This window comes from Actinomadura roseirufa, from assembly GCF_900659635.1.
Classification (GTDB): Bacteria; Actinomycetota; Actinomycetes; order Streptosporangiales; family Streptosporangiaceae; genus Spirillospora; species Spirillospora roseirufa.
The window spans coordinates 1-25,173 of record NZ_CAACVB010000031.1; the positions used below are offsets into that span (position 1 = coordinate 1).

Annotated in this window: 28 protein-coding genes; 17 read left to right on the plus strand and 11 right to left on the minus strand. The window is 69.4% G+C overall.

Annotation, left to right across the window (positions count from 1 at the left end):
• From E1291_RS09735 to E1291_RS09775, 9 genes are all read left to right on the plus strand, one after another.
• Positions 1-912, plus strand: a 912-nt coding sequence (locus E1291_RS09735; RefSeq protein WP_165495042.1) for a molybdopterin dinucleotide binding domain-containing protein, incomplete at its 5' end; no start/stop codon positions are given.
• Positions 909-2,264 (plus strand): NADH-quinone oxidoreductase subunit NuoH, encoded by a 1,356-nt coding sequence (gene nuoH, locus E1291_RS09740; protein ID WP_131737420.1) that lies wholly within the window; start codon positions 909-911, stop codon positions 2,262-2,264. The genes E1291_RS09735 and nuoH, both read left to right, overlap by 4 nt.
• Complete coding sequence (nuoI, locus tag E1291_RS09745) at positions 2,251-2,790, plus strand: NADH-quinone oxidoreductase subunit NuoI (RefSeq protein WP_131737421.1); 540 nt, start codon at positions 2,251-2,253, stop codon at positions 2,788-2,790. The genes nuoH and nuoI overlap by 14 nt, the downstream gene beginning before the upstream one ends.
• Positions 2,787-3,719 carry an NADH-quinone oxidoreductase subunit J gene (locus E1291_RS09750; protein ID WP_131737422.1) on the plus strand — a complete coding sequence of 311 codons (933 nt, stop codon included), beginning with the start codon at positions 2,787-2,789 and terminating at the stop codon, positions 3,717-3,719. The genes nuoI and E1291_RS09750 overlap by 4 nt, the downstream gene beginning before the upstream one ends.
• Positions 3,716-4,015 (plus strand): NADH-quinone oxidoreductase subunit NuoK, encoded by a 300-nt coding sequence (nuoK, locus tag E1291_RS09755; protein WP_067466785.1) that lies wholly within the window; start codon positions 3,716-3,718, stop codon positions 4,013-4,015. Before E1291_RS09750 ends, nuoK begins: the two co-directional genes overlap by 4 nt.
• A gap of 10 nt (positions 4,016-4,025) precedes the next feature.
• Positions 4,026-5,942, plus strand: coding sequence for an NADH-quinone oxidoreductase subunit L (nuoL, locus tag E1291_RS09760; RefSeq protein WP_207400651.1), 1,917 nt, complete (start codon positions 4,026-4,028; stop codon positions 5,940-5,942).
• Positions 5,939-7,519 carry an NADH-quinone oxidoreductase subunit M gene (locus tag E1291_RS09765; protein WP_131737423.1) on the plus strand — a complete coding sequence of 527 codons (1,581 nt, stop codon included), beginning with the start codon at positions 5,939-5,941 and terminating at the stop codon, positions 7,517-7,519. Before nuoL ends, E1291_RS09765 begins: the two co-directional genes overlap by 4 nt.
• The gene (gene nuoN, locus E1291_RS09770; protein ID WP_131737424.1) at positions 7,516-9,096 is read left to right on the plus strand and encodes an NADH-quinone oxidoreductase subunit NuoN; all 1,581 of its coding nucleotides are present in this window, start codon (positions 7,516-7,518) and stop codon (positions 9,094-9,096) included. Before E1291_RS09765 ends, nuoN begins: the two co-directional genes overlap by 4 nt.
• Positions 9,097-9,106: 10 nt before the next feature.
• Positions 9,107-10,123, plus strand: coding sequence for a polyprenyl synthetase family protein (locus E1291_RS09775; RefSeq protein WP_165495043.1), 1,017 nt, complete (start codon positions 9,107-9,109; stop codon positions 10,121-10,123).
• Positions 10,124-10,184: 61 nt separating this feature from the next.
• Here the strand turns inward: E1291_RS09775 and E1291_RS09780 are convergent, their stop codons facing one another.
• The 7 genes from E1291_RS09780 to rarD form a co-directional block, all read right to left on the minus strand.
• Complete coding sequence (locus E1291_RS09780) at positions 10,185-10,775, minus strand: GTP-binding protein (protein ID WP_131737425.1); 591 nt, start codon at positions 10,773-10,775, stop codon at positions 10,185-10,187.
• A complete protein-coding gene (locus E1291_RS09785) occupies positions 10,756-11,187 on the minus strand; it encodes a DUF742 domain-containing protein (RefSeq protein ID WP_131737426.1) in 432 nt (143 codons plus the stop codon). Before E1291_RS09785 ends, E1291_RS09780 begins: the two co-directional genes overlap by 20 nt.
• Positions 11,184-11,606 carry a roadblock/LC7 domain-containing protein gene (locus E1291_RS09790; RefSeq protein WP_131737460.1) on the minus strand — a complete coding sequence of 141 codons (423 nt, stop codon included), beginning with the start codon at positions 11,604-11,606 and terminating at the stop codon, positions 11,184-11,186. Before E1291_RS09790 ends, E1291_RS09785 begins: the two co-directional genes overlap by 4 nt.
• Entirely contained in the window at positions 11,606-12,010 is a 405-nt protein-coding gene (locus E1291_RS09795) for a hypothetical protein (protein WP_131737427.1), read from the minus strand. Before E1291_RS09795 ends, E1291_RS09790 begins: the two co-directional genes overlap by 1 nt.
• Positions 12,011-12,222: 212 nt before the next feature.
• Positions 12,223-13,893, minus strand: a complete 1,671-nt coding sequence (locus E1291_RS09800; protein ID WP_131737428.1) for a prenyltransferase/squalene oxidase repeat-containing protein — start codon at positions 13,891-13,893, stop codon at positions 12,223-12,225.
• Positions 13,894-14,209: 316 nt separating this feature from the next.
• Positions 14,210-14,578: a hypothetical protein gene (locus E1291_RS09805; RefSeq protein ID WP_131737429.1), complete on the minus strand. Its 369-nt coding sequence runs from the start codon at positions 14,576-14,578 to the stop codon at positions 14,210-14,212.
• A gap of 80 nt (positions 14,579-14,658) precedes the next feature.
• Positions 14,659-15,555 carry an EamA family transporter RarD gene (gene rarD / locus E1291_RS09810; RefSeq protein ID WP_131737461.1) on the minus strand — a complete coding sequence of 299 codons (897 nt, stop codon included), beginning with the start codon at positions 15,553-15,555 and terminating at the stop codon, positions 14,659-14,661.
• 87 nt (positions 15,556-15,642) lie between these two features.
• On the opposite strand from rarD, the gene msrA reads away from it, so the two are divergent.
• The 8 genes from msrA (at position 15,643) to E1291_RS09845 (ending at position 21,832) form a co-directional block, all read left to right on the plus strand.
• The gene (msrA, locus tag E1291_RS09815; RefSeq protein WP_131737430.1) at positions 15,643-16,293 is read left to right on the plus strand and encodes a peptide-methionine (S)-S-oxide reductase MsrA; all 651 of its coding nucleotides are present in this window, start codon (positions 15,643-15,645) and stop codon (positions 16,291-16,293) included.
• Between the two features lie 345 nt (positions 16,294-16,638).
• Entirely contained in the window at positions 16,639-16,974 is a 336-nt protein-coding gene (locus E1291_RS09820; protein ID WP_131737431.1) for a hypothetical protein, read from the plus strand.
• A 226-nt stretch (positions 16,975-17,200) separates the two neighbouring features.
• The gene (locus tag E1291_RS09825) at positions 17,201-18,418 is read left to right on the plus strand and encodes a helix-turn-helix domain-containing protein (RefSeq protein WP_165495045.1); all 1,218 of its coding nucleotides are present in this window, start codon (positions 17,201-17,203) and stop codon (positions 18,416-18,418) included.
• A gap of 173 nt (positions 18,419-18,591) precedes the next feature.
• A complete protein-coding gene (locus E1291_RS43185) occupies positions 18,592-19,140 on the plus strand; it encodes a hypothetical protein (protein WP_207400652.1) in 549 nt (182 codons plus the stop codon).
• Entirely contained in the window at positions 19,137-19,385 is a 249-nt protein-coding gene (locus tag E1291_RS09835; RefSeq protein ID WP_131737433.1) for a hypothetical protein, read from the plus strand. The genes E1291_RS43185 and E1291_RS09835 overlap by 4 nt, the downstream gene beginning before the upstream one ends.
• Before the next feature lie 142 nt (positions 19,386-19,527).
• On the plus strand, positions 19,528-19,695 hold the full coding sequence (locus tag E1291_RS41890) for a hypothetical protein (RefSeq protein WP_165495046.1): 168 nt from the start codon (positions 19,528-19,530) through the stop codon (positions 19,693-19,695).
• Between the two features lie 603 nt (positions 19,696-20,298).
• Complete coding sequence (locus E1291_RS09840) at positions 20,299-20,628, plus strand: antibiotic biosynthesis monooxygenase family protein (RefSeq protein ID WP_131737434.1); 330 nt, start codon at positions 20,299-20,301, stop codon at positions 20,626-20,628.
• Between the two features lie 550 nt (positions 20,629-21,178).
• On the plus strand, positions 21,179-21,832 hold the full coding sequence (locus tag E1291_RS09845) for a hypothetical protein (protein ID WP_131737435.1): 654 nt from the start codon (positions 21,179-21,181) through the stop codon (positions 21,830-21,832).
• A gap of 61 nt (positions 21,833-21,893) precedes the next feature.
• Here E1291_RS09845 and E1291_RS09850 read toward each other — a convergent pair whose 3' ends face one another.
• The 4 genes from E1291_RS09850 to E1291_RS09865 form a co-directional block, all read right to left on the minus strand.
• The gene (locus E1291_RS09850; protein ID WP_131737436.1) at positions 21,894-22,346 is read right to left on the minus strand and encodes a cytidine deaminase family protein; all 453 of its coding nucleotides are present in this window, start codon (positions 22,344-22,346) and stop codon (positions 21,894-21,896) included.
• A 302-nt stretch (positions 22,347-22,648) separates the two neighbouring features.
• Positions 22,649-23,212, minus strand: coding sequence for a dihydrofolate reductase family protein (locus E1291_RS09855; protein ID WP_131737437.1), 564 nt, complete (start codon positions 23,210-23,212; stop codon positions 22,649-22,651).
• A gap of 133 nt (positions 23,213-23,345) precedes the next feature.
• The gene (locus tag E1291_RS09860) at positions 23,346-23,957 is read right to left on the minus strand and encodes a response regulator (protein ID WP_131737438.1); all 612 of its coding nucleotides are present in this window, start codon (positions 23,955-23,957) and stop codon (positions 23,346-23,348) included.
• Positions 23,954-25,042, minus strand: coding sequence for a sensor histidine kinase (locus E1291_RS09865; RefSeq protein ID WP_131737439.1), 1,089 nt, complete (start codon positions 25,040-25,042; stop codon positions 23,954-23,956). Before E1291_RS09865 ends, E1291_RS09860 begins: the two co-directional genes overlap by 4 nt.
• Between the last annotated feature and the right edge of the window lie 131 nt (positions 25,043-25,173).

Consider the following 25,173-nt stretch of genomic DNA (forward strand, 5'->3'; position numbering starts at 1 on the left):
AGCCCGAGACCGGCGGCGACGGCGAGGTTCGACCGCGAGTGGTCGCGCAGCACCGTCCGCAGCGCCTTGCGCGCCACGAACGCCAGCACGATCGCGGACCTGCCCGCCGAGCCCGGCCTGGACACCGAGGCGATCCTGGCCGAGGCCGCCGCGGGACGGCGCGGCGCGCTGCTCGTCGGCGGCGTCGACCCCGAGGACCTGGCCGACCCGGCCGCCGCGCTGCGGGCGCTGGACGCCGCCCCGTTCGTGGTGAGCCTGGAGCAGCGGCCGAGCGCGGTCACCGACCGCGCCGACGTGGTCCTGCCGGTCGCGGCGGTCGCCGAGAAGTCCGGCACGTTCGTCGACTGGGAGGGCCGCGGCCGTCCCTTCGACGTCGTGCTGAAGTCCGCCGGGCGCCTGTCGGACCTGCGGGTGCTGGACGCGCTGGCCGGTGAGATGGACGTCCACCTCGGCCTGCCCGGACCCGAGGCGGCGCGCCGCGAGCTCACCGCGCTCGGCGCGCACCGCGGCGAGCGGCCCGAGCCGCCGAACGTGGCACCGCCGCTGCCGCCGCACCCGGAGCGGGGCGAGGCGCTGCTGGCGACCTGGCGGCTGCTGCTGGACCGGGGCAGCCTGCAGGACGGCGAGCCGTTCCTGGCGGGCACCGCCAAGGGCGCGGTCGCCCGGCTGTCGCCCGCGACGGCCGCGGAGATCGGCGCGACCGGCACGGTCACGGTGGCCTCGGCGCGCGGCGCGGTGACGCTCCCGCTGGAGATCACCGCGGACCTGCCGGACCGGGTGGTGTGGCTGCCGACGAACTCGGCGGGCTGCGCCCTGCACCGGGACCTCGGCGCGGGCGCGGGCGACGTCGTCCAGATCGCGGGCGGTGGGCCCGCGGGCACGACCGACACCACCGCTGGAGGCTCACGATGAGTCCGCACGCGCACGCGCAGGCCCCGCACGCGCCCGTGGCGGCGGCCAAGGACCCCACCCTCGCGGGCTTCGGCCACGACCCGTGGTGGCTGATCGGCGGCAAGGTCCTGGCGATCTTCGTCTTCCTGGTGCTGACCGTCCTGCTGTCGATGTGGGTCGAGCGGCGCGTCATCGCCCGCATGCAGCTGCGCACCGGCCCGAACCGCGTCGGCCCCCAGGGGCTGCTGCAGGGCCTCGCGGACGGCGTGAAGCTGGCGCTGAAGGAGGACATCGTCCCCCGCCAGGTCGACAAGGTCGTGTTCGTCCTGGCGCCGATCATGTCGGCGGTGCCCGCCTTCATCTCCTTCATCATCATCCCGTTCGGGCCGACCGTGTCGGTGTTCGGGCATCAGACCGCGCTGCAGGGCACCGACCTGCCGGTCGCGGTGCTGCTGGTGCTGGCGATGTCGTCGATGGGCGTCTACGGGATCGTGCTGGCCGGCTGGTCGTCGATGTCGCCGTACTCGCTGCTCGGCGGGCTCCGCTCGTCCGCGCAGGTGGTCTCCTACGAGATCGCGATGAGCCTGTCGTTCGTGGCGGTGTTCCTGTTCGCCGGGTCGATGTCGACGTCCGACATCGTCGCGGCGCAGCACGACAAGTGGTTCGTGGTGCTGCTGCTGCCGTCCTTCCTCGTGTACGTCATCACGATGATGGGCGAGTCGAACCGCATCCCCTTCGACCTGCCCGAGGGCGAGGGCGAGCTGGTCGGCGGCTTCCACACCGAGTACTCCTCGCTGAAGTTCGCGATGTTCTTCCTGGCGGAGTACATCAACCTCGCGACGCTCTCGGCGCTGGCCACGACGCTGTTCCTCGGCGGCTGGCGGGCGCCCGCGCCGATCTCCACGGTGTGGGCCGGCGCCAACGCCGGCTGGTGGCCGGTGCTCTGGTTCCTGGTCAAGCTGTGGCTGTTCATCTTCTTCTTCATCTGGCTGCGCGGCTCGCTGCCGCGCGTGCGCTACGACCAGCTGATGAAGCTCGGCTGGAAGGTGCTGATGCCCTTCTCGCTCGGCTGGATCCTGCTGGTGTCGACCATCCGGGCGCTGAAGAACGAGGGCTACGACATGCGGCAGATCGTCATCGTCGCCGCGGTCGTGGCGGCGGTGGTGCTGGTGGCCACGGTGCTCTGGGAGATGATCCGGGGCGGCGGCGAGCAGGTCGCGCCGGAGGCCGGCCGCGACGCGGTCCGCGACCCCGCCGCGGGCGGGTTCCCGGTGCCGCCGATGGACGCGCCGCACTATCACGGCGGGCGCGGCGCGGCCGGGCCGTCCACGATCGAAACCCCTCCTGAGGAGGTCACCAGTGGGACTCACTGATTTCCTGAATCCGGTCAAGGGGTTCGGGGTCTCGTTCCACCAGATGTTCACCAAGAGCGAGACCGTTCAGTACCCCGAGGTGAAGAAGCCGACGGCCCCGCGCTTCCACGGCCGCCACCAGCTCAACCGGTGGCCGGACGGCCTGGAGAAGTGCGTCGGCTGCGAGCTGTGCGCCTGGGCGTGTCCCGCCGACGCCATCTACGTGGAGGGCGCCGACAACACCGCCGACGAGCGGTACTCGCCCGGCGAGCGGTACGGACGCGTCTACCAGATCAACTACCTGCGCTGCATCCTGTGCGGCCTGTGCATCGAGGCGTGCCCCACCCGGGCGCTGACGATGACCAACGAGTACGAGCTCGCCGACGACAGCCGCGAGAGCCTGATCTACACCAAGGACATGCTGCTGGCGCCGCTGCGCGAGGGCATGGAGCAGCCGCCGCACGAGATGCGGCTCGGCGACACCGAGGAGGACTACTACCGCCTCGGCCTCCAGCCGGACGGCTCCGCGGAGGGTGAGGCGAAATGAGCGCGTCCCTCGCGGCCGGGCACGTCCTGGCCGGGCAGGTCGCCGACAAGCAGTCCGGCGAGCCGTTCTTCTTCTGGCTGCTGGCCGCCGTGTCGGTCTGCGCCGCGCTCGGCATGATCTTCATGCGGAAGGCGGTGCACTCGGCGCTGCTGCTGGCGACCGTGATGCTGTCGCTGGCGGCCCTGTACGCCCTGCAGGACGCGCCGTTCCTGGCCTTCGTCCAGGTGATCGTCTACACCGGCGCCGTGCTGATGCTGTTCCTGTTCGTGCTGATGCTCGTCGGCGTCAGCTCCACCGACTCGCTGGTGGAGACGATCCGGGGCCAGCGGCTGTGGGCGGGCATCGGCGCGCTCGGCTTCGTCGCCCTGCTGGCCGCCGGGCTCGGCAACGCCGCGCTCGGCGACTCCACCGGGCTGAAGGCGGCCAACGCCGACGGCAACGTCATCGGGCTGGCCCGGCTGCTGTTCAAGAACTACGTGTTCGCGTTCGAGGCGACCAGCGCCCTGCTGATCACCGCGGCGCTCGGCGCGATGGTCCTGGCGCACCGCGAGCGGGTCGAGCCGAAGCCGACCCAGCGCGACCTGTCCAAGGGACGGTTCCTGTCCGGCGACCACCCGGGGCCGCTGCCCGGCCCCGGCACCTACGCCCGGCACAACGCCGTCGACATGCCCGCGCTGCTGCCCGACGGGACCCCCTCGGAGCTGTCGGTCAACCCGATCATCGCGGCGCGCACCGACACCGTCGAGCGGCACTCCGACCTGCTCGGCGAGACCGAGGAGGAGGCGGCCGGGCAGGACGTGGCCGCCGTGCGGGCCGTGACCGCGCGAGCGGAGGACGCCGGCGCCGAGTCGCGCGTCGTCAAGGCCGGGACGCAGGCCGCCGGCGGCCCCGCGGCCGGCACCGATGCTGAAGGCGAGGCTGGTCAATGAGTCCGGGGCACTATCTGGCGCTCTCGGCGATCCTGTTCACCATCGGAGCGCTCGGCGTCCTCGTGCGCCGCAACGCGATCGTGGTGTTCATGTGCGTCGAGCTGATGCTGAACGCGACGAACCTGGCGTTCGTGTCGTTCTCCCGCATGCACGGCGAGCTGGACGGTCAGATCATCGCGTTCTTCGTGATGGTGGTGGCCGCGGCGGAGGTCGTGGTGGGCCTGGCGATCATCATGACCATCTTCCGGACCCGCAGGTCCTCGTCGGTGGACGACGCGAACCTGCTGAAGTACTGAGAGGTCGGGGATGAAAGCGGAAGGCATCCAGGCCGCGTCCTGGCTTCTCGTCGCGCTCCCGCTCGCGGGCGCCGCGATCCTCCTGCTGGGAGGGCGGCGCACCGACCGGTGGGGGCACCTGCTCGGCGTCACCATGTCGGTGGCGTCGTTCGCCGTCGGCGCCGCGATGTTCGTCCAGATGCTCGGGTACGACGCCGACGAGCGGCGCCGCACCCTGCACCTATGGGACTTCATCGACGTCGGCTCGTTCAAGATCGGCATGGACCTGCTGGTGGACCCGCTGTCCATCAGCTTCGTGCTGCTGATCACCGGGGTGGGCTCGCTCATCCACATCTACTCCATCGGCTACATGGCCGAGGACCCCGACCGGCGCCGGTTCTTCGCCTACCTGAACCTGTTCGTGGCGGCGATGCTGCTGCTGGTCCTGGGCGGCAACTACCTGATCACCTTCCTCGGCTGGGAGGGCGTCGGTCTCGCCTCGTACCTGCTCATCGGGTTCTGGCAGTACAAGCCGACGGCCGCGACCGCGGCGAAGAAGGCGTTCGTCGTCAACCGCGTCGGCGACCTCGGCCTGATCCTGGCGATCGCGCTGATGTTCCAGACGTTCGGCACGATCGGGTTCACCGAGGTGCTCGGCACCGGCGCCGAGCACGCGGGCCTCGCGGCCAAGCTCGGCACCGGGACCGCGACCGCGATCGGGCTGCTGCTCCTGCTCGGCGCGTGCGGCAAGTCCGCCCAGCTCCCGCTGCAGTCGTGGCTGCTGGACGCGATGGAGGGCCCGACCCCCGTGTCGGCCCTCATCCACGCGGCGACGATGGTGACCGCGGGCGTCTACCTGATCGTCCGGTCCGCGCCGATCTTCGAGATGTCGGAGAACGCGCAGCTGGTGGTGACGATCGTCGGCGCGGCCACGCTGCTCGCCGGCGCGATCATCGGGTGCGGCAAGGACGACATCAAGAAGGCCCTCGCCGGCTCGACGATGTCGCAGATCGGCTACATGCACCTCGCCGCCGGGCTCGGCAAGCCCGGCTACGTCTTCGCCATCGCGCACCTCATCGCGCACGGCTTCTTCAAGGCGGGCCTGTTCCTCGGCGCCGGCTCCGTCATGCACGGCATGAAGGACGACGTGAACATGCGCCACTACGGCGCGCTCCGCGGGCTGATGGTCATCACCTACGCCACGTTCGGCCTCGGCTACCTCGCCATCATCGGGTTCCCCGGCCTGTCCGGCTGGTTCACCAAGGACGGCATCATCGAGGCGGCCTACGAGAAGGGCGGCACGTCCGGGGCGATCCTCGGCACCTGCGCCCTCGTCGGCGCCGGGATCACCGCGTACTACATGTCGCGCGTGATGTTCATGACCTTCTTCGGTGAGAAGCGCTGGGAAGAGGGCGTCCACCCGCACGAGTCCCCGAAGGTCATGACGATCCCGCTGGTCGTCCTGGCGTTCGGCTCCGTCTTCGCGGGCGGCTTCCTCATCCTCGGCGGGTTCGCCGACTTCCTCGAACCGGTCGTCGGCAAGGCCGAGCACGAGCCCGAGTTCCAGCCGCTCACCGGGCCGAGCATCGCCACCTTCGTGCTGATGGTCATCGGCGCGGGGATCGCCTGGCGGCAGTACGGCGCCCACGCCGTGCCGCGCGAGGCGCCCGCCGGCTCGTTCGTCACCGTCGCGGCCCGCAAGGACCTCTACGGTGACGCGATCAACGAGTCGCTGCTGATGCGGCCCGGCCAGTGGCTGACCCGCCTCGCGGTCTGGTTCGACGGGCGCGGCGTCGACGGCGCCGTCAACGGCCTCGCCGCCGGGGTCGGCGGCAGCTCCGGCCGCATCCGGCGGCTCCAGACGGGCTTCGCCCGGTCCTACGCCCTGTCCATGTTCTTCGGTGCGGCGCTCGTCGTGGCCGCGCTCCTGGTGGTGAACGTGACATGAGTGACTTTCCCTGGCTGAGCGTCCTCATCGCGCTGCCACTGGTCGGCGCGGTGCTGGTCAGCGTCCTGCCGCGGGAGCGCGAGACGCTCGTCAAGCAGGTCGCGCTCGGCGTCTCCGTCCTGGTCGGGGTGCTCACCCTGATCATGGCGGCGCGGTTCGACGCCGGCGGCGCCCGCTTCCAGTTCGACGAGAAGTACTGGTGGATCAAGGAGTTCGGGGTCCACTGGGCGCTCGGCGTCGACGGCGTCGCGCTCGTCCTCATCGTGCTGTCGGTGATCCTCGTCCCGCTGGTGATCGTGGCGTCCTGGAACGAGGACGACCGCTCCGGCGGCGTGGACGTGCCGGCCAAGCGGTCGGTGAAGACGTACATGGCGCTGCTGCTCGCCCTGGAGGCGGCGATGATCGGCGTCTTCGCGGCGACCGACGTCTTCCTCTTCTACGTCTTCTTCGAGGCGATGCTCATCCCGGTGTACTTCATCATCGGGTACTACGGCGGCGCCCAGCGCTCCTACGCCGCGGTGAAGTTCCTGCTCTACTCGCTGTTCGGCGGGCTGCTGATGCTCGTCGCGGTGATCTGGCTCTTCCCGCTGTCGAACCGGCCCGCCGGCGAGGGCGGCCTCGGCCACGGCACGTTCATGTTCGACGAGCTGACGAAGATGAACATCGAGCCGACCACCGCCAAGTGGCTCTTCCTCGGCTTCTTCGTCGCCTTCGCGATCAAGGCGCCGATGGTGCCGGTGCACACCTGGCTGCCCGACGCCGCCCAGCAGTCGCCCGCGGGCGCGCTCGTCCTCATCGTCGGCGTGCTCGACAAGGTCGGCACCTACGGCATGATGCGGTTCTGCCTGGAGCTGTTCCCCGGCGCCGCCAAGTGGGCGACGCCCGTCGTGCTCGGCTTCGCCGTCCTCAGCATCATCTACGGCGCCGTCCTGGCCATCGGCCAGGTCGACCTCAAGCGGCTCATCGCCTACACCTCGGTGTCGCACTTCGGGTTCATCGTGCTCGGCATCTTCGCGATGACCTCGCAGGGCCAGTCCGGTGCCGCGCTCTACATGGTCAACCACGGCTTCTCCACCGGCGCGCTGTTCCTCATCGTCGGATTCATGATCGTCCGGCGCCGGTCGGCGCGGATCGGCGACTACGGCGGCGTGCAGAAGGTCGCCCCCGTCCTCGCCGGGACGTTCCTCGTCGCGGGCCTGTCCGGGCTGTCGCTGCCCGGCCTGTCGCCGTTCGTGTCGGAGTTCCTCGTCCTGGTCGGCACGTTCAGCCGCTACCGGTGGGCCGCCGTCCTCGCGGTCAGCGGGGTCGTCCTCGCCGCGATCTACATCCTGTGGATGTACCAGCGGACGATGGGCGGGCCCAAGGTCGAGGCGGTCGAGGGCATGCACGACCTCTCGGCCCGGGAGAAGTGGGCCGTCGCCCCGATCATCGCGATCATCGTGGCGATGGGGTTCTTCCCGCAGCCGGTGCTCCACGTCATCAACCCATCGGTGAAGGAGACCCTGGCCCGGGTCGACCGGCACGACCCCGCGCCGAAGATCACCGGTAATGTCGCCGAGAACGGAGCCCGTCCATGAGCCGCAGCAGTCATGTGAGCGCCGTCCTCGCGCAGGGAGGTGAGATCCCGGCGCCGCACATCGAGTACGGCCAGATCGGGCCGCTGCTGCTGGTGCTCGGCGTCGCCGTCGCCGGCGTGCTGGTCGAGGCGTTCGCCGGCCGCACCTGGCGCTACTACCTGCAGGTCCCGGTCGCCTTCCTCGGCCTGGCCGGCGCGCTGGTGTGGACCATCCTGCTCGGCTGGCGCGACGACCCGCACCACGTCGCCGCCGAGGGCGCCCTCGGCGTCGACGGCCCCACCCTGTTCCTGCAGGGCACCATCCTCGTCCTCGCCCTGGTCTGCCTGCTGCTGATCGCCGAGCGCGGCGACGGCCGCGGCGCCTTCGCCGCCCAGGCGTCCGCGCTGCCGGGCAGCGAGGCCGAGCAGCGCACCGCCGCCGCCGGGATCACCCAGACCGAGGTGTTCCCGCTGATGATGTTCGCGGTCGGCGGCATGCTGATGTTCCCCGCGTCCAACGACCTCCTGACGATGTTCGTCGCGCTGGAGGTCATGTCGCTGCCGCTGTACCTGCTGTGCGGCCTGGCCCGGCGGCGCCGTCTCCTGTCGCAGGAGGCCGCCGTCAAGTACTTCCTGCTCGGCGCGTTCTCCTCCGCCTTCTTCCTGTACGGGACGGCGCTGCTGTACGGCTACGCCGGATCGGTGAAGCTCGCCGACATCGCCACCCAGATCAGCAAGGACGCCGGCTCGGAGACCCTCCTGCTCGCCGGCGTCGCCCTGCTGTCGGCGGGCCTGCTGTTCAAGCTCGGCGCCGTCCCCTTCCACATGTGGAAGCCCGACGTGTACCAGGGCGCCCCCACCCCGATCACGGCGCTGATGGCGTCCTGCACCCTCGTCGCCGCGTTCGGCGCCATCCTGCGCGTCTACTACGTCGCGTTCGAGACGCTGAAGTGGGACTGGGAACCGATCCTGTGGGGTGTGTCCATTCTCACAATGGTCATCGGCGCGATCATCGCGATCACGCAGACCGACCTCAAGCGGATGCTGGCCTACTCCTCCATCGCGCACGCGGGGTTCCTGCTGACGGGCGTCGTCGCCACCAACCAGAACGGCCTGTCCGGCACCCTGTTCTACCTCGCCGCCTACGGCTTCACCACGATCGGCGCCTTCGCGGTGATCACGATGGTGCGGGACGCCGGCGGCGAGGCCGCGCACCTGTCCCGCTGGGCCGGTCTCGGCAAGCGCTCCCCGGTCGTCGCGGGGGTGTTCGCCTTCTTCCTGCTCGCCTTCGCGGGCATTCCGCTGACCAGCGGCTTCACCGGCAAGTTCGCGGTGTTCAAGGCCGCCGTCGAGGCGCACGCCACCCCCCTGGTCGTCGTCGGCGTGGTGTCCTCCGCGGTCGCCGCGTTCTTCTACGTCCGGGTGATCGTCGTGATGTTCTTCAGCGAGCCGGAGGCCGACGGCCCCACCGTCGTCGCGGGCCCCGCGACCGCGGCTGCGGTCGCACTCGGTCTGACGGCTACTGTTGTACTCGGTGTGCTCCCCCAGCCGCTCCTGGACCTCGCGGGACACGCCACGACACATATGTTCGTCCGGTAGGGAGTCATGGGTGAGCAACGCCTTCGCTGAGGAGTCCGGCCCGTTCGGGATTCCCGTCGACGCGGCCCTCGCGGCCGACGCCAGGGAGCGTCTCGCCGCCGTCGAGACACTGCTCCTGGAGTCCGTCCACGGCGAGGACCCGCTGCTCACCCAGGCGTCCAAGCACCTCGTCGTCGCGGGCGGCAAGCGCTTCCGCCCGATGCTGGTGCTGCTGGCCTCCCACTTCGGCGACCCCGCCGCGGCCGGGGTCGTCCCGGCCGCGGTGGTGGTCGAGCTCACCCACCTCGGCACCCTCTACCACGACGACGTGATGGACGAGGCCACCGTCCGCCGCGGCCGGGAGTCGGCCAACGCCCGCTGGACCAACACCGTCGCGATCCTCACCGGCGACTACCTGTTCGCGCGCGCCTCCGACCTGCTCGCCGACCTCGGCCCCGAGGCCGTCCGCATCCAGGCCCGCGCCTTCGCCCGCCTCGTCCGCGGCCAGATCCAGGAGACCGTCGGCCCCGCCGACGACGCCGACCCCCTCAAGCACTACCTCCAGGTCGTCGCCGACAAGACCGCCTCCCTCATCGCCGTCTCCGGCCAGTTCGGCGCCATGCTCGCCGGCGCCCCCTCCCACGTCGTCGACACCGTCACCTCCGCCTGCGAGAAGATCGGCGTCGCGTTCCAGCTGTCGGACGACATCCTCGACATCGACTCCGAGGCCGAGCAGTCCGGCAAGACCCCCGGCACCGACCTGCGCGAGGGCATCCGCACCCTCCCCGTGCACCACGTCCTCGCCGGCATCGGCTCCGGCCCGGACGACGCCCGCCTCCGCGACCTCCTCGTCCAGGACCTCACCGCCGACGACCTCCACGCCGAGGCTCTCGCCCTCCTGCGCGCCCACCCCGCCATGGACCGCGCCCGAGCCGACCTCCGCCGCTGGGCCGAGGACGCCCGCACGGAACTGCTCACCCTCCCCGACATCCCCGCGAGGGCCGCCTTCACCGGCCTCTGCGACTACGTGGTCAGCAGGACGGGCTGAAAGCAGTGCCCTCGGCGTCAGGCGCTAGAGCCTGACGCCGAGGGCACCGCGACGAACACCGCTATTCGACTCCTCGTGCCTTCATGGCGTGGAGGACCAGGTCGATGAGGACTTGTTTGCAGGAGTCCATGCTGCGGGCGTCGCAGAGCATCACCGGGACCTTGGGGCCCAGGTTGAGGGCGAGCTGGATCTCGTCCAGGTCGTACTGGCGGGAGCCTTCGAAGCAGTTGACCGCGACGATGAACGGGGTGTTGCGGCGCTCGAAGTAGTCGACCGAGGGGAAGCAGTCGGACAGGCGGCGGGTGTCGGCGAGGACGACGGCGCCGAGTGCGCCGATGGCGACCTCGTCCCACATGAACCAGAAGCGTTCCTGGCCGGGCGTGCCGAAGAGGTAGAGGACGTACTCGTCGCGCATGGTGATGCGGCCGAAGTCCATCGCGACGGTGGTGGTCTGCTTGCGCTCCACCCCGGAGATGTCGTCGACGCCGACGCTCTCGTCGGTGAGGAGCTCCTCGGTGCGCAGCGGCCTCGTCTCCGAGACCGTTCCCACCATGGTGGTCTTGCCGACGCCGAAGCCGCCCGCGATCACGATCTTGACTGCGGTGGGGAGCCGGCGGGCGCGTACGTCGCGCCTAGAGAGCACGGAGGCCATCGATCACCGCCTTGTAGAGCCTGATGTCGTGCATGTCCGCTTCCGGTTCGGGTTCCTGCATCGAGACGAACCCCTTGTCGAGCAGGTCGCCGAGCATCACCCGCACGGTCGCCACGGGCAGGTCGAGGTGGCCGGTGATCTCGGCCACCGACAGCACCGTCTGGCACAGCCTGAGGATCGCGAGGTGCTCGGGGCCGAGGCCGATCGTGCCCTCGGGTTCGGGGCCGACCGCCACCACGAGCGTGATGAGGTCGAACTTGCCGCGGGTCGGCTCGACGCGGCCGCTCGTCATGACGTAGGGCCGCACCATGGGGTGATGCTCGTGCTCGTCGAGCCAGCGGTCGGGCGCGGGCGGCTGCGCCGCCGGGTCGTCCGTCCAGTGGTCCTGTGGCGGGTCCTCTGGCGGCATCATGCGGGCCGGCCCTCCGCGGGGGTCTCGGTGCGCGACGGGGACGAGAGGTGGTGGCCCATGGCCGTCACGAGCATCGCCATCTCGTAGGCGATCAGGCCGACGTCGGCCTCCTCACCGGCCAGCACGGCGAGGCAGGCGCCCTTGCCCGCGACCGACACCAGCATGAACGCCGACTGCATCTCGATGATCGTCTGCCGGACGGGGCCGCCGCCGAAGCGCACCCCGGCCCCCTTGGCGAGGCTCTGGATCCCCGCGGCCACCGCCGCCAGGTGCTCGCCGTCGTCCTGGCTCATGCCCTCCGAGGAGGCCATGAGCAGGCCGTCCGCGGACAGCACGACCGCGCTGCGCGCGTGCGGCAACCGATGGACCAGGTCGTCCAGCAACCAGCCCAGATCGGATGAAGAACCCGCCTTCTGCATCACTGGCCTTCCTCGTCTTCCGCTCCGTCATTGCCGAGGGCACCGGCCGCCTCGGTCCGGCCGCGACGGGCGCCGCGCTGGTACGAACCCACGATCCGCTTGATCTCCTCGGGCGAGCGGCCGGCGTCCTGCGTCTCATCCGGTGGCCCGGCGGTGTCGTCGGAGCGCAGGGGCTCGGCGAGGTTCGCCTGTGGCACCCGGACGGGCAGGCCGGACGGGGTGGTGGGCTTATCGTCGGGCACGGGTCGCTGGTCCTCCGGCTCGTGGGGGTCGTGGCGCCCGCCGTCCCTGATGCCGGTGGGCGGGGAGGTCAGGTCGGCGTGGGCGCCGGCCGCCCGGCGTGCGGACGGGGACACCGGCGGAGCCGTGGTCGTCGTCCGCAGGCACATGGTGCGGAAGGGCATCAACCTTGTCCTCAACGAGTTCCGGAAAGACGGGCGGCCTGACCCGAGGGGCGCCGACTGCCGAGCCGCTGCTGTCGTGGCGTGAGCCGCGGTGGATCCGCCGCTTCACTCAGCGCAGTACTTTAGCAACGACACGCCCTCGAATGGCGCACTTTGTCGACAGGTGAAGAACGTCTTCCGGAGGCCCGCCGAATTGTGATCCTCGTTACAGACTATTGCCTGGCAGAGCGTCCGCCTGTAGGTGTCCGCGAGGTGTCGGCCAGATGAAGTGCCCCGAGAACCGCCGCCCGCACAATCGCCCTCGGATGGTAGAGGTCCTTGTCGTGCCAGAGCGCCGGAGCGGCAATCTCCGCCTCGTCCGGATCGGCGACGGCGCAGAGGAGGAATTCATAGCCCCGGGTGATAGATTCCTGCACTTCCGGCTGGACGGGGCCGGTCAGCGCGAGTGTTTGCAGGCTGTAGGCGGTCTCCTCGGCGGTGCCCGCCCACAGGCCCCACGAGCCGTCGTCGCGCTGCGCGGCCAGCAGCCCGTCGCGGGCGCGCGTCACGGTGTCCGCCGCAGCCTCACCGCCGTAGTCGTGCAGCGCGAGAGCACAGCACATCGTCGCGTAGTAGGGCGATGCGTGCCAGCGGTCGAGCCATCCGCCGTCCGCCCGCTGCCGCTCGCAGAGCAGCTCGATGATCTTCTGGACGGCGGCCGTGGCGCGTTCGGACCGCGCGCCGGCGCGCAGGTGCGCGCCGAGCGCGTCCAGGACGTGCGCGTTGGTCGTGACCGAGAGGGCCTGCTCTCCCGGCCAGGTGCAGAAATGCGTCTCCGTTTCGAACGCCCACAATGAGTCCGGGGTGCACGGGATGCCGAGCCGGCCGAGTGTGTAGAGCGTGACCGACGTCGTGTCGGCGTCCGCGGGAAGGCCGGCCGCGGCCGCGATGCCGGCCGGTCCGATGCAGGCCGCGAAGTCGTCCATTATCGGGCGCGGAACGGTGAGGTCAAGACCCGCGCGCGCCAGCCCGCCGAGCACCCATGACCGTTCGAAGATGGTGATTGGTATGCCGCACGGCGCCAGTCCGTGATGACCGTCGACGACCTTCTCGAGAAAGCGTTTCGCGCGAATGTGGGAATCGAGCGTGCTGTTCTCGTCCAGCCATGCCGCCGTCGCCGCCGCGGACGCCCCGACCGTGCCGGTGGCCTCCGGCGTGATCGCGGCGTGGCCGCGCGCGGCCGTCCCGAGGACCTCCAGGGCGTGCAGGACCTTCGTGGGCGGCCTCGCCCCCTCGTCGACGGCGGCCCGGACCATGGTCAGCCGGGTGCCGTCCACCCCGTCCGGCGCCCGGAGCCGTCCGTCGAACGCCGGACCGGGTGCGGTGGCGGGCCACTCGTCCAGCAGCCGGTTGATCGACACGATCAGCGAGGTGGTGATCAGGTCGAGGGCGGGCATGTCCGGAACGGCGGCGGCGTCGATGTCGGGCAGCAGCCGCGCCAGCCGGCGCAGGCCGCGCTCCGCCGCGTCGAGGAGCGCCGCACCGCCCGGTCCGGGCGTCGCGCCGCCCGCACTGAGCAGCGCCTCGACGGCGCTCAGCGTCGGCACGATCGCATACCCGCCGGGTCCGCCCCAGGCGCCGTCCTCGCGCTGCTCGGCGAGGAGGTAGTCCAGCCGCTTCTGATGTCCCCTGAGCCACGGGGCGAGCGTCACCAGCCGTCCCGTCTCGTACACCGACGGAGACACCCGCCCCCACGGGGTGGTCAGGAGCCCGCACACCAGGGCACGGGTCTCGGTGCGGAGGTCGATGGCCGGGACGGCCCGGCCCGCCTTCCCGCGCCGTCCACCGCCCTGCGACAGTGCTTCGTGCTGGTGAGCGGACCGTGCTCCGACATCGACGTGCATGCTCGACCTCGTGGGGAGAGTGGGGTGACGCGTGATGGTCCACGGGCGTGACGGGACGTCCCTGACTGGCCAGGCCAAGGAGAAGTATGCGCCTTATGGGCGAAAAATACCTTTCAGGGGAAGTATCACATGATCAATTTACGAAGACAAGGATTTGTTCGGTGGGAATTGAACTACTTCGCGCGTGACGTGTGTCACTTGGCAAGGGATGCGAAGGTGCGATAGAGCGCCACTAGGCGAAGGCATGGTTAACGCTCGGTGCAAGATCAAAAATTGAACGGAATCGAATACGATGTCGAATACCCGATGAAATGGCCTAGAGATTCGTTCCCGACGGCCTGAGCACCACGGGCCACGCCGGCCGGGTCGTCACCCGGAACTGCCCGTGCAGCGTCCGGAGACCGCACCGCACTCGGATCGGGTACGTCCCGTCCCGGGCGTCCCGCCGAACCCCCGCCGTGCCCGCCGCCCGGTCGCCGGTGCCGTCGAGCGAGACGCGTCCCGCGAACGCCGGGGACGTCGCCGAGCGCCCCCGCTGGCCGTCCGGACATCCGTGAACCGTCAGCTCGGCCCGCTGGCCGGGTCGCGCCAAGCCCGGGCGGACCACTACCTTGCCGTCGCCCAGCGCCGTGGCCTGGCCCGCCGCCGGGGCCACCAGACCCGCCGCCACGAGAACCACTCCCACGGCGGTGACGCTGAGAAGGCGCAACGAGACTCCTAGTACCGGGGGCTGTGACATCCGGCACTCTAGTGGGCTAGAGCGTTCTAATGCACGCCTTCCGGAGCCGCCTCCAGTACGGGATCGGCACGCCTGGATCGGCGCCCCGCGGCCAGGCCGTCCCAGGTGAGCGTCACCAGCGCGAGCCACACCAGGAGGAAGCCCGCCCACCGGCTCATAGGCATGGCCTCATGCTGAACGAGCAGGCCAATGAGGAACTGCAAGACGGGGGCCAGGTACTGGAGCATCCCGATCGCGCTCATGGGCAGCCGCGTCGCCGCCGTGTTGAACATCATCAGCGGGATCGCCGTCACGATGCCCGTCGTGGCCATCAGGACCGTGTGCCCCACCCCGTGGTGCCCGAAGTCCGCTTCCCCACGCCCCTGCAAGACCAGGGCGAACACGAGGGCCGGAAGGAACAGCACGGCCGTCTCGACGCCCAGGCTCTCCGCGGACGGCATGTCGGCGAACTTCTTGACAAGCCCGTAGGTACCGAAGGAGAACGCAAGGACCAGGGCGATCCACGGCAGCCGCCCATAGTCCGCGGTCAGCACCACGACCGCCGCCGTGCCCAGCCCCACCGCGGCCCACTGCCACGCACGCAGCCGCTCGCGGAAGATCAGTACGCCGAACAGCACGCTGATCAGCGGGTTGATGAAGTACCCGAGCGCGGCCTCGATCGTGTGCCCGGTGTTCACGGAGTAGATGTAGATGCCCCAGTTGACCGTGATGACCAGCGCCGCCAGCGACAGCAGCCCCAGCCGCCGCGGCCTCAGCGCCCGTATCCAGCCCCAGTTCCGCCGCACCGTGAGCAGCACGACCACCGCGACCAGCGACCACATGATCCGCTGAGCGAGGATCTCCATCGCGCCGGCGGGTTTGAGGAGGGGCCAGTACAGCGGGAACAACCCCCACAGGCCGTAGGCCCCCGCCCCGAACGCCATGCCACGATTCACGCCCCGCACGATATCAGGACGTAATCAGTCAAAACGATTCACGGTCATGACTGTGCGCGAGCTAACCTGAGAGACATGTTCGGCATAGCGAAGGCCCAGATGGTCACCCCGGAGAAGGCGCTCCCCGGCAGGGACGAGCCCATCCCGGTTCCGCCGCGCCACGAGGTCCTGGACGCCCCGCTCGCCCCGCCCTACGCGGACGGCGCCGAGATCGCCGAGTTCGCCCTCGGCTGCTTCTGGGGCGCCGAGCGCAAGTTCTGGGAGACCCCGGGCGTCCTCTCCACGTCCGTCGGCTACGAGGGCGGCCACACCCCGAACCCCACCTACGAAGAGGTCTGCAGCGGCCTCACCGGCCACACCGAGACCGTCCGCGTGGTCTACGACCCGTCCAAGGTCTCCTACGAGGAGCTCCTCCGCGTCTTCTGGGAGGCCCACGACCCCACCCAGGGCATGCGCCAGGGCAACGACGTCGGCACCCAGTACCGCTCGGCCGTCTTCTACCGCACCGACCTCCAGCGAAAGGCCGCCGAAGCCTCCCGCGACGCCTACCAGAAGGTCCTCACCGCCGCCGGCCACGGCGGCATCACCACCGACCTGACCCCGGCCACCGACTTCTACTTCGCCGAGCCGTACCACCAGCAGTACCTGCACAAGGTCCCCAACGGCTACTGCGGCCTAGGCGGCACCGGCCTCTCCTGCCCCATAGGAGTAGCCCCCGCCGAGTAGCGGCGACGCCCGCCGCCGTCGAGCACCGGCTAGAGCGGGACCTGCTCGAAAAGGCACTGCGGACCAACGAGCACGCGTCGGGACCGATCCCGCAGGTGCTGCGTGACGAGGCCGCAGGTCTCTTCCACGCCGTCAAGGCGGCGCCCGAGTTGCGGGAGGGCGCCGAATGAGCCGGGCCGGGCACGGGCGCATTCGTCCTCGACTGCGAGGGGTGGCCAAGGGGTGCCAGATCGACGCGGTCGTCGCTTCCCGACCGCGTCAGGTGCCCAAGCCCGTCGTCCTCCTGACCCTTGATGAGGGGGACATGGCCCCGTCCGGCCTCGCTCAGTAGAAAGTGCCACGAAGATGGAAAGATCTGGCTGGTACGGAGTCCGCTGCGTCTTCCGCTGGCTCAACGAGGATGAGCGGCTGTACGAAGAGAAGGTCACCGTCTGGCGTGCGTCCTCCTTCCAAGAGGCGATCGCCAAGGCCGAGAGCGAGGCCCGCGAGTACGCGAAGGCCACTCACGGGCAGTACTTGGACTTCGCTCAGGCGTACTTCATCGGCGCTGGTGGGCCCATAAGCGAGGGCTCAGAGGTCTTCTCCTTGATGCGTACGAGCGCCCTTGACCCAGGCGAGTACCTCACCAGGTACTTCGACACCGGACGCGAGCACCACGACCGGGACGAGGACAAAAGATGATGAGGGAAGTGGCCTCCGCTGAGTAGGAGATCCCTTTAGGGCATCCGGTGCCACTGGTGCCCTCCCGAAGGCGGACGGTGGCCTTCCGCTGCCCACGCGATGGACCTATGCTCGCGCGGCCTCCATCTGGATCCCCTCAAACCCGGTCTGGCGTGACTGATTTCGCGTATCGGTCTGTGCTTCCCGTCGGCTGACGGTCGGGGAAGCGCCGTCGTACCGTGGGGCCGTGGATGCTTATCCAGATGTCCCGATCGGTGAGCGGCTGGCGCGGCTTCGTCGGCGTCATGGCCTGTCGCAGGAGAGACTTGCGGAGCGTTCCGGGGTCAGTGTTGACGTCATCCGGAAGCTTGAACAGGGACGGCGGCGCTCCGCGCTCATGGCGACACTGACGGCCTTGGCGCGAGCACTCGACGTGGAAGTGTCGGTTTTGGTGGGCCAGCCGTCCACTGTCCGCAGCGACGACTCGACCAGTCTGGTCCTGGCGATCCGGGAGGCGCTGACCTCCCTTGACGACTTCCCCGGCCTTCCTTCCGACGTGCCGGAGGGAGAGTTGCCCAGCCTCGATGACCTTCGCCGTGCGCTGAGCCATGCCGAGCGGGTTCGGCTGCATGGCAGCTTCACGGAGTTGGGTCGCCTTTTGCCCGGCTTGATCGCTGAGACGCGAGCGGTGGCGCGCGGGTCCAGCGGTGATGATCAGGTGGAGGCGTTCGGCCTGCTGTCCGAGGCGTTCCAGATCGCGGCGACGATGATGACCGCGCTCGGCAAGGAAGATCTGGGCTACATCGGGTTGATGCGTGCGCAGGAGGCGGCGCGGGCCTCGGGGAACAAGCTCCTGGAGGCCATGAACTCGTCGTGGTTGTCGTGGGTGCTGCTCAAGCAGGGGCGGCTTGATGACGCGGCTCGGGCCGCCGTCGTCGCCGCTGACCGGATCGAACCCGATCTCGTTCGTGACCAGTCGTCCCGGGTCGCCGTGTGGGGCGTCCTCATGCTGCGCGCTGCGAGCGCGTCCGTACGCGGTCAGAAGGCCGACCGCGCCGACGAGTTCCTGTCACTCGCCCGGATGGCGGCATCACGAGTGGGCGCGGACCAGAGCATCTATGCGACCCCGTTCGGGCCGACGAACGCCGTGGTCGCCTCTGTCAACGCGGCCGTAGAACTGGGCGAGTACCGCAACGCACTGTCGCTGGCACGCGACCTCCCGGCGGAGGGCTGGGTGAGCCCGACGTGGAAGGCGCGATACAAGATCGATCTTGCGATCGCGCAGGCGGCGACGCGCAAGATCCCGGCCGCCGTCGACTCGCTACTTCAGGCGGAGGCCATAGCTCCCGACTGGATGCGCCACCACGCCCTGGCGCGCGATGTCGTCCGGGAAGTCGCTGAGCGTTCCAAGCGTCGCCACTCGCCCGTACAAGAGCTTGCCGGACGGCTTCACGTCGAAGTGTGACGCGGGTAGGACGCAGCGTCCTACCCGCGAGCGGTCGACTCAACGAAGAGGGCAAGGCGTCACTGTTCTGAACTGGACCGATTCCATAGCGTCACGGGTAAGCACTCCCGCTCCTCTGGGGGATCACCGTGACAGAGAATGGACCTAGCGAAACCGACGTACGCCGCGTACGCGTGTGGGTCCTGGCACAGGCGCTGAAGGCCCACGGCTACGTCGCTGAGGTGGCGGAGTCCGCGCCGGTGCTCGCAGTTTCCGGCACATCCGGCACGCCCATCAGTGTGAGCTGCGACCGCCGCCCCGAGTGCGGCGGTGGGCTGTGGTTCTTCCTGGACGGCGCCCCGATGGCTCCGGCGGATGACGCGCACATGCCTGAGACGATCGTCGCCTTCAAGGGCAAGCTTCTGGTCGGGGACGCATTCGGCTCGGCGGCGCGGCAGACGGATCCTGAGCGGCTGCGCGGGTACCTCACTGACCTTGATCGCGCGGTGTCGGCGCGGCCGGAGTTGGCGTGCGGGGTCGTGGTGCGGATGGACGGTAAGACGGTGCTGAACGTGATCCGGCTGGGGTCGCCGCGGCGCTTCGTGGAGATCACGGCCGTGGAGGCGTTCGGTGAGCCGTGGTTCGCCTGGGTCAAGGGTGGCCGGCTCATCGGGCCCGTGCACGACGCCGCGACCGTGGCGTACTCGATCTCGTGTGAGTTGAGCCCTTTGGGGCGCCCGTGATTCCGCTGGTGGAACTGGTGCGCATGGCCGTGATGCTGGTGGTGTTCGGGGGCGCGTGCGGGGTGGTCGGCGCGTCCATGGGAGCACTGGCGCCGGGTCGCCGTTTTCGCAGGCACAGGAGGGCAAGCCACGTCCGACGCCAGGACGCCCCCAGGCCGGTCCTGTCGGCCAGTCAGGTCATGCGCGGTCTCGCGGTGGCGTCGCCCGTGGGCGCGCCGATGGAGCAGGGCGGCGCGGGTGAGTGAGGTCGAGCGTGGGCGCGGGGGGACGGGTAAGGCGGCAGATCCCCCCGCGCCCGCTTCACCTGCCGAGCGTCTGGACGAGTTGGCGGCCCTGCTGGTGCGGAGGTTCTCCGGCGTCTATGCCACCCGTCCGGGCGGTGGGAGCGTGCTGTATCTGATCCGCTCGGGTGCCGGGCCCCGGTACGTCCTGTGGTCGCGGTGCCGTTCGGCTTATGTCTGGTACGGCGAACCCGACCACGGCGAGCGGATCGGCGCGACCGCCGAGCAGGCGGCGGAGGTGATCGGCGAGGCGCTGAACCTGCCTCGCGCATAGGCACAGCGCGAGCGGTCAAGATCGGCGTGACGCTGACAGACGCATCGAGCGACTGCACCTGAGGCCGTCGAGTCCGCGCAGGCTGACCTCGGCGTTGCCGGGTGGGTTCATCGCCCCCGGTGAGCCCTGGTGTTGGGGTCGTGCGTCCGTTGCGGGGCCACTCCGGGAGGCGACCCGGCAGGACGGGGGAGCGGACGCGACGAAGGGGCCCCGGGCTGACGACCCGGGGCCCTTCGCTCGCTCACCTGCACAGTCTCAGATCGAAGGGAGTCGGCCGGCGCCGCTTGCACCTTCCGGCCCAAGCGCCAACGACCTGGAGGCCGCTGCCCGGCTCGCCGCGCGGGGATGCCTCACCATGGTCCTGCGGTACGGGCGGACCCTCCACAGAGCCGGGGCGGTGCCCGCCAAGCGCGGACCCTGTAATGAAACCGGCCGACGCCGGCCGGTCGGGGCTAGCTTGCCTCCCTGGGCCGCTGGCGCTCGGTACGACTCGGTCGGCTTTCCCGTGGGGCCGTCCGGCGTGATGCCTGCTCGCCGTTGGCTCTGTGCAATGCGTGGGGGGTCCAGTAGCATCAGGCCATATCGGTCCTTACGGGGGTTTCCATGTTGCCGCTTCAGCCTCCCTATGTCGCCATTTACATCACCTCCACGCTCTCCGACGACCTCGACGGCTATGACGAGCTGAACGATGAGATGGTGAAGCTGTCCCAGGAGCAGCCCGGTTGCCTGGGGCGCGAGTCACTGCCCAGCGAAGGGGACGAGGAACGAGTCGTCATCTACTGGGCCGACGAGGAGTCCCTGAAGGCGTGGCGCCTGCACCCTGAGCACCAGGTCGCGATGCGCCTCGGCCGCGAGCGTTTCTACTCTTCGTACGACATCCGCGTTGCCAGGGTCGAACGTGAGTACGGGTTCAACCGCAGCGCGGCCGAATGAGAACGAACCAGTAGCGCCTGGTCCCCGTACATCGCACTACGGACGGTGACGGGCCCTGCGATTCTCTCTCACCCGCTGTTCGACCTGGGGGAGTATGCCGGCCCTGGTACGGGCGTCCCTGAAACGTTGGACGAGCTGGCAGACGCCTTGCGCCCTCTGCGGGTCCCTGAGGCTCAGATGATTCCGTTCCTGGTGCACACTTGCACCCAGAACCTTGCGTCTGAGGGGAGTCCCGTTGGGCCATGGTCTCCGCAGGACGCAGAGGTCGTCCTTGGGCGGGTGGTAGAGCTCCTGGGGCCAGAGGCGCAGTGGTGGACCAACGTCAGTTATCCCGCGTGGGCATGGGAGTACGGTGACTTCTCGGACGGTCAATCGTGGACCCCGGTAACCGGCCACGAGTTTGATCGGGCCGTCATCGGCGTGGGGGGTGAGGTCACCATCACGCTCCTGACCGTGTCCAATTCTTGAAGGTCGGCGGCCATCGGATGGCGAACGGACTGCGTCCTTAATTTCGTTGGCCTCCTCTGTGCGTACGGCGTACCCTTGAAGCGTGAAAAGGTATGAGAGTGACATTGAGGATGGGCTGACTCGCGGGACTCGGTATTTCATCAGCGTGCATGGAATTCGTGTCGCCTCGCTGCCGGTTGAGGATTATCGGACGACGTGGTTGGGCTTAGGTGTGCCTGCCGCTGAGATCGATCGTGTGGCGGCTTTCAGTGAGCGCTGGGGAGGGTTGGCGCTGCCGCCTTCGCCGTGTTACGACGGTGGTCCGCGCTGCTTCTCTCCCGATGTTCCTGAGACTGATGAGTCGGGGGGCTGGTGGTTCGAGGCGGGAGATCAGCGGAGCGCGGTGCCTTACGGTTTCTTCATCGGCCCGAACGATGAGTTCGGCATCTGTGGAGGAGATGACGAATGGGTGCCCCTTCACGGGACGGTGGAGGGGTGGGTGGAATCCCTCGCGCTGGCCCACCACGCCAGGCTGTGGGCCGAGAAGGTCACGAGGGTCAAGGGGGACGAGGTCCACTCGATCGATCTCGACGGTTTCGAGCCGGTGCCCGAGGTCGTCGGCTTGGCGGACACGTGGTGGAGAGGCAAGGATTCGCTCGTGGCGATCTACCAGGGAGAAGCCGAGTGCCTGGCCGCGCCGAAATGCCGGACCGCGCTCATCTTCAGCGGCCTGGACAAATGGGGCCTGCGCAGTTGACCCAAACGAAAATCAGTCAGAAATCGTGGTCGGTGGGCCGGTTCGCCGGTATGGCATGGGGTTAGTCATCGAGCGCGTCCGCGTCGTAGGGGCTTGTTCCCTGCTCCGGATCCCACACGGAGGCGAGCGGCATCAGGTCTTTGATGCGCACGCTCCTGATGCCCTCCGCAGTGGGCAGAATGACGCGGATATCGGGGTGATAGTCGATGAGAACCTGCCTGTCGCGGCCGCAGGGGCCGACCGGGCCGCGGCCGCCGTCGCCGACCGCGACGATCGTGGTCAGTTCGCGGGCGCCGGACGCGCGGGCGTGGCCGAGCGCGACGAGTTCGGCGCACGGACCGCCGGTGAAGTGAAAGAGGTTGATGCCCCCGTAGATCCGTCCGTCGGCGGCGCGCACCGCGGCGCCCATGGTGTGGACGCCGTCGTCCCCGTCGCCGTGCTCCTCGACGATCCGCCGCGCGTGCTCGATGAGCTCGCGGTCGGCGGCGGTCAGCTCATTGGACGGGAGACGCATCGGCGTAGCGTATCGGCCCCTCGGTGCTCCCTGGCGTTCGGTCAGTATGCGGACGCGAACACTACGTGGGTGCGGTGTCATGCTAGGTGCTCTCTCGAACGCGCCCGAAGGTTGTGCTCATAGCCGGCACGCCAGCTCGCGTTCTGGTGAACGCCGGTCCCGGACACATAGACCAGCGCGCTGACGTGCTCGGGACGCTCCAGCGCGTACATGAGGGCCAGTCGCAGGCCACGGTCTCAGGACGCAGATCACATCGCTCGCCGGCTTCTGGCCTTGTCGGTGGGGAAAGGGCGTGCGCTCTTTTAGGAGCGCTGGGGCTTGAGGTGCAGGGCGGTGACTCCGCACTCGAACTGGCGGCTTGCGACGAGGTGGAGCCGCTCGTAGGAACCGTTGTTGGGGAAGACGGGCATTCCGGAGCCGAGCGCGATCGGGTTGACGAACAGGTGGAGTTCGTCCACCAGGCCCCTGGTGATGAGATCCCGGACGAGGGTGCCGCCACCGGAGGTGATGATGTCGCCGCCAGGGCGGGCCTTCAGCTCGTTGATGGTCTCGGTGAGGTCGCCACCGGCGATGACGGTGTTCTTCCAGGGGGACTCGATGAGGCTCGTGGAGATGACGACCTTCGGCGTGTTGTTCATCATGTCGATGGCCTCCCGGGTCTCGTACTCGGGCTCGGCCGCCCAGTGGGGGATGAAGCCCTCGGCGAGCCTGCGGCCCAGGACGATGCAGTCGACGGGCTTCCACAGCGCCGCGACGTAGGCGTTGACGTCGTCGGTCCAGGGGAGGGTCATCCAGTCCATCTCGCCGTTGGGGCCGGCCATGTAGCCGTCGATGCTGATCTGGACCTGGAGCTTGAGCTTGCGCATGGGGTTCGTCCCTTCCCTTGGCTTATCGCCCGTTCTGTCGATGCCTCCATCCTGGCAACCGACAATCTAGATTGTCAAGACAAAAATAGTTGTCCGTGGCTCCGTGCAGGGCTCGTGTGCGGTGTCGCGGCTGCTAGAGGAGGCCCTGGTCCTTGGCGTAGAGGGCGGCTTGGGTCCGGTCGCGCAGGTTGAGGCGCTGCAGGATGCGGGAGATGTGGTTCTTGACGGTCCCCTCGCTCAGGTACAGGCGAGAGGCGATCTCCTTGTTGGTGGCGCCGGCCGCGATCAGTCTCAGGACGTCGGTCTCACGCGGGGTGAGGGTCCCCGGGCCGGGTAGTGCGGCGGCCAGGCGGCGGGCGATGGTGGAGTCGAGTTGCGTGACGCCGGAGTAGGCGAGCCGCACCGCCGCGGCGAGCTCCGCCGCGGGCAGGTTCTTCAACAGGTACCCGGACGCGCCCGCGCGCAGGGCCTGCACGACGTAATCGTCGTCGTCGAAGGTCGTGAGCATCACGACTCTGCAGGACGGGGTCCTGCGCCGGACTTCCGCGGTGGCCACGACGCCGTCCATGGCGGGCATGCGCACGTCCATCAGGATGACGTCGGCGGACGGGGCGGCGTCGACGGCCTCCGTCCCGTCGCGGGCCGTGCCGACCACGTCGATCCCCGGTTGCAGGCTGAGGAGCGAGGCGATTCCTTCGCGGACGAGTTCCTGGTCGTCCGCCACCAGCACCCGGATGTCGTTCACCAGGGCACCGTGACCGTGACCGTGGTGCCGTTGGACGCACTCGCGAGTTCGAAACGGCCGCCAAGGCGGCCGATGCGTTCTCGCATGCCGCGTATGCCGAACCCTTCCCGCATGTCGAATCCCGTGCCGTCGTCGGTGACGACGAGGCTTGCCCCGGAGTCCTCGTAGGACAGGGAGAGGCGGATCCGGCTGGCTCCCGAATGGCGGCAGGCGTTGGTCAACGCTTCCTGTGCGGCTCTGTAGACGGCGGTGAGCGCTGCTTGGGGCCGTTCCCCCTCGTCGCCGGTCACCTCAAGGGTCACGGAGAGGCGGTCGTCGTTCAGGCGGGCGATCAGCTCGGTCAGTGCGCTGGACAGACGGAACTGGTCTTGGCCGAGCGCGCGCACGGACTGCCGCACTTCGGTGAGTGCGCGGTCGGCTGACCAGCGGGCGTTGGACACCGCGTCCTGCGCGGCCTCGGGGTCGAGTTCGGCGAAGGCGGTCGCCTTCTCCAACTGGATGCCGATGGCGGTCAGGTGATGGCCCAGGCTGTCGTGGATTTCCCGGGCCAGACGGTTGCGCTCCTGAGCGGCGGACAGTTCCTCCACTTCACGCATGGCCCGCTCCAGCCGCAAGCGTGCTTCCCCTTCACGGACGGCGACGGCGGCCATGGTGACCGCGAGGACGATGCCCAGGGTGAACATCACCAGGTCGGAGATGTAAGCGGCGCGGACTTGCCAGTCCGGGACCCAGACGGTGTAGGCGCCCACGATCGCCATGACGCATCCGGCGCCGAGTGCGACGGCGGTGCGCCGTCCGAACGCGAAGTAGGCCGTGAAGGGAATGAGCACGAACAGCACACGCGAGACACCTGAGACGTCGAGCACGTTGACCGCCGCGTAGAGGGCCGTCCGGACCGCGAGGAGGGCCGCGGGCGGGATGCGCCGGTCGAGGGCCTCCACGCCCATCACCAGCAGGACACAGGCCGCGAATCCGGCCGTGCGCATCGAGGGGCCTGCGTCCACGACGGCGTAGTAGGCGCCGCCGAGCAGTACCGCGAGGCAGAGGAGGGGTGGCACCCAGGGCACGGGGCGCGTCGTGGCCATGCGCGCAGGTTACGTGGGAGGGCCCTGTGCAGGCTATGGACGTCGGATGGGTCTGGCCATAGGTCATGTGCCGTTCGGTCAGGGCGGGTCTGGCCGGTCCTCACTTACCGGTGGGAAGGGGTGCTTTCTAC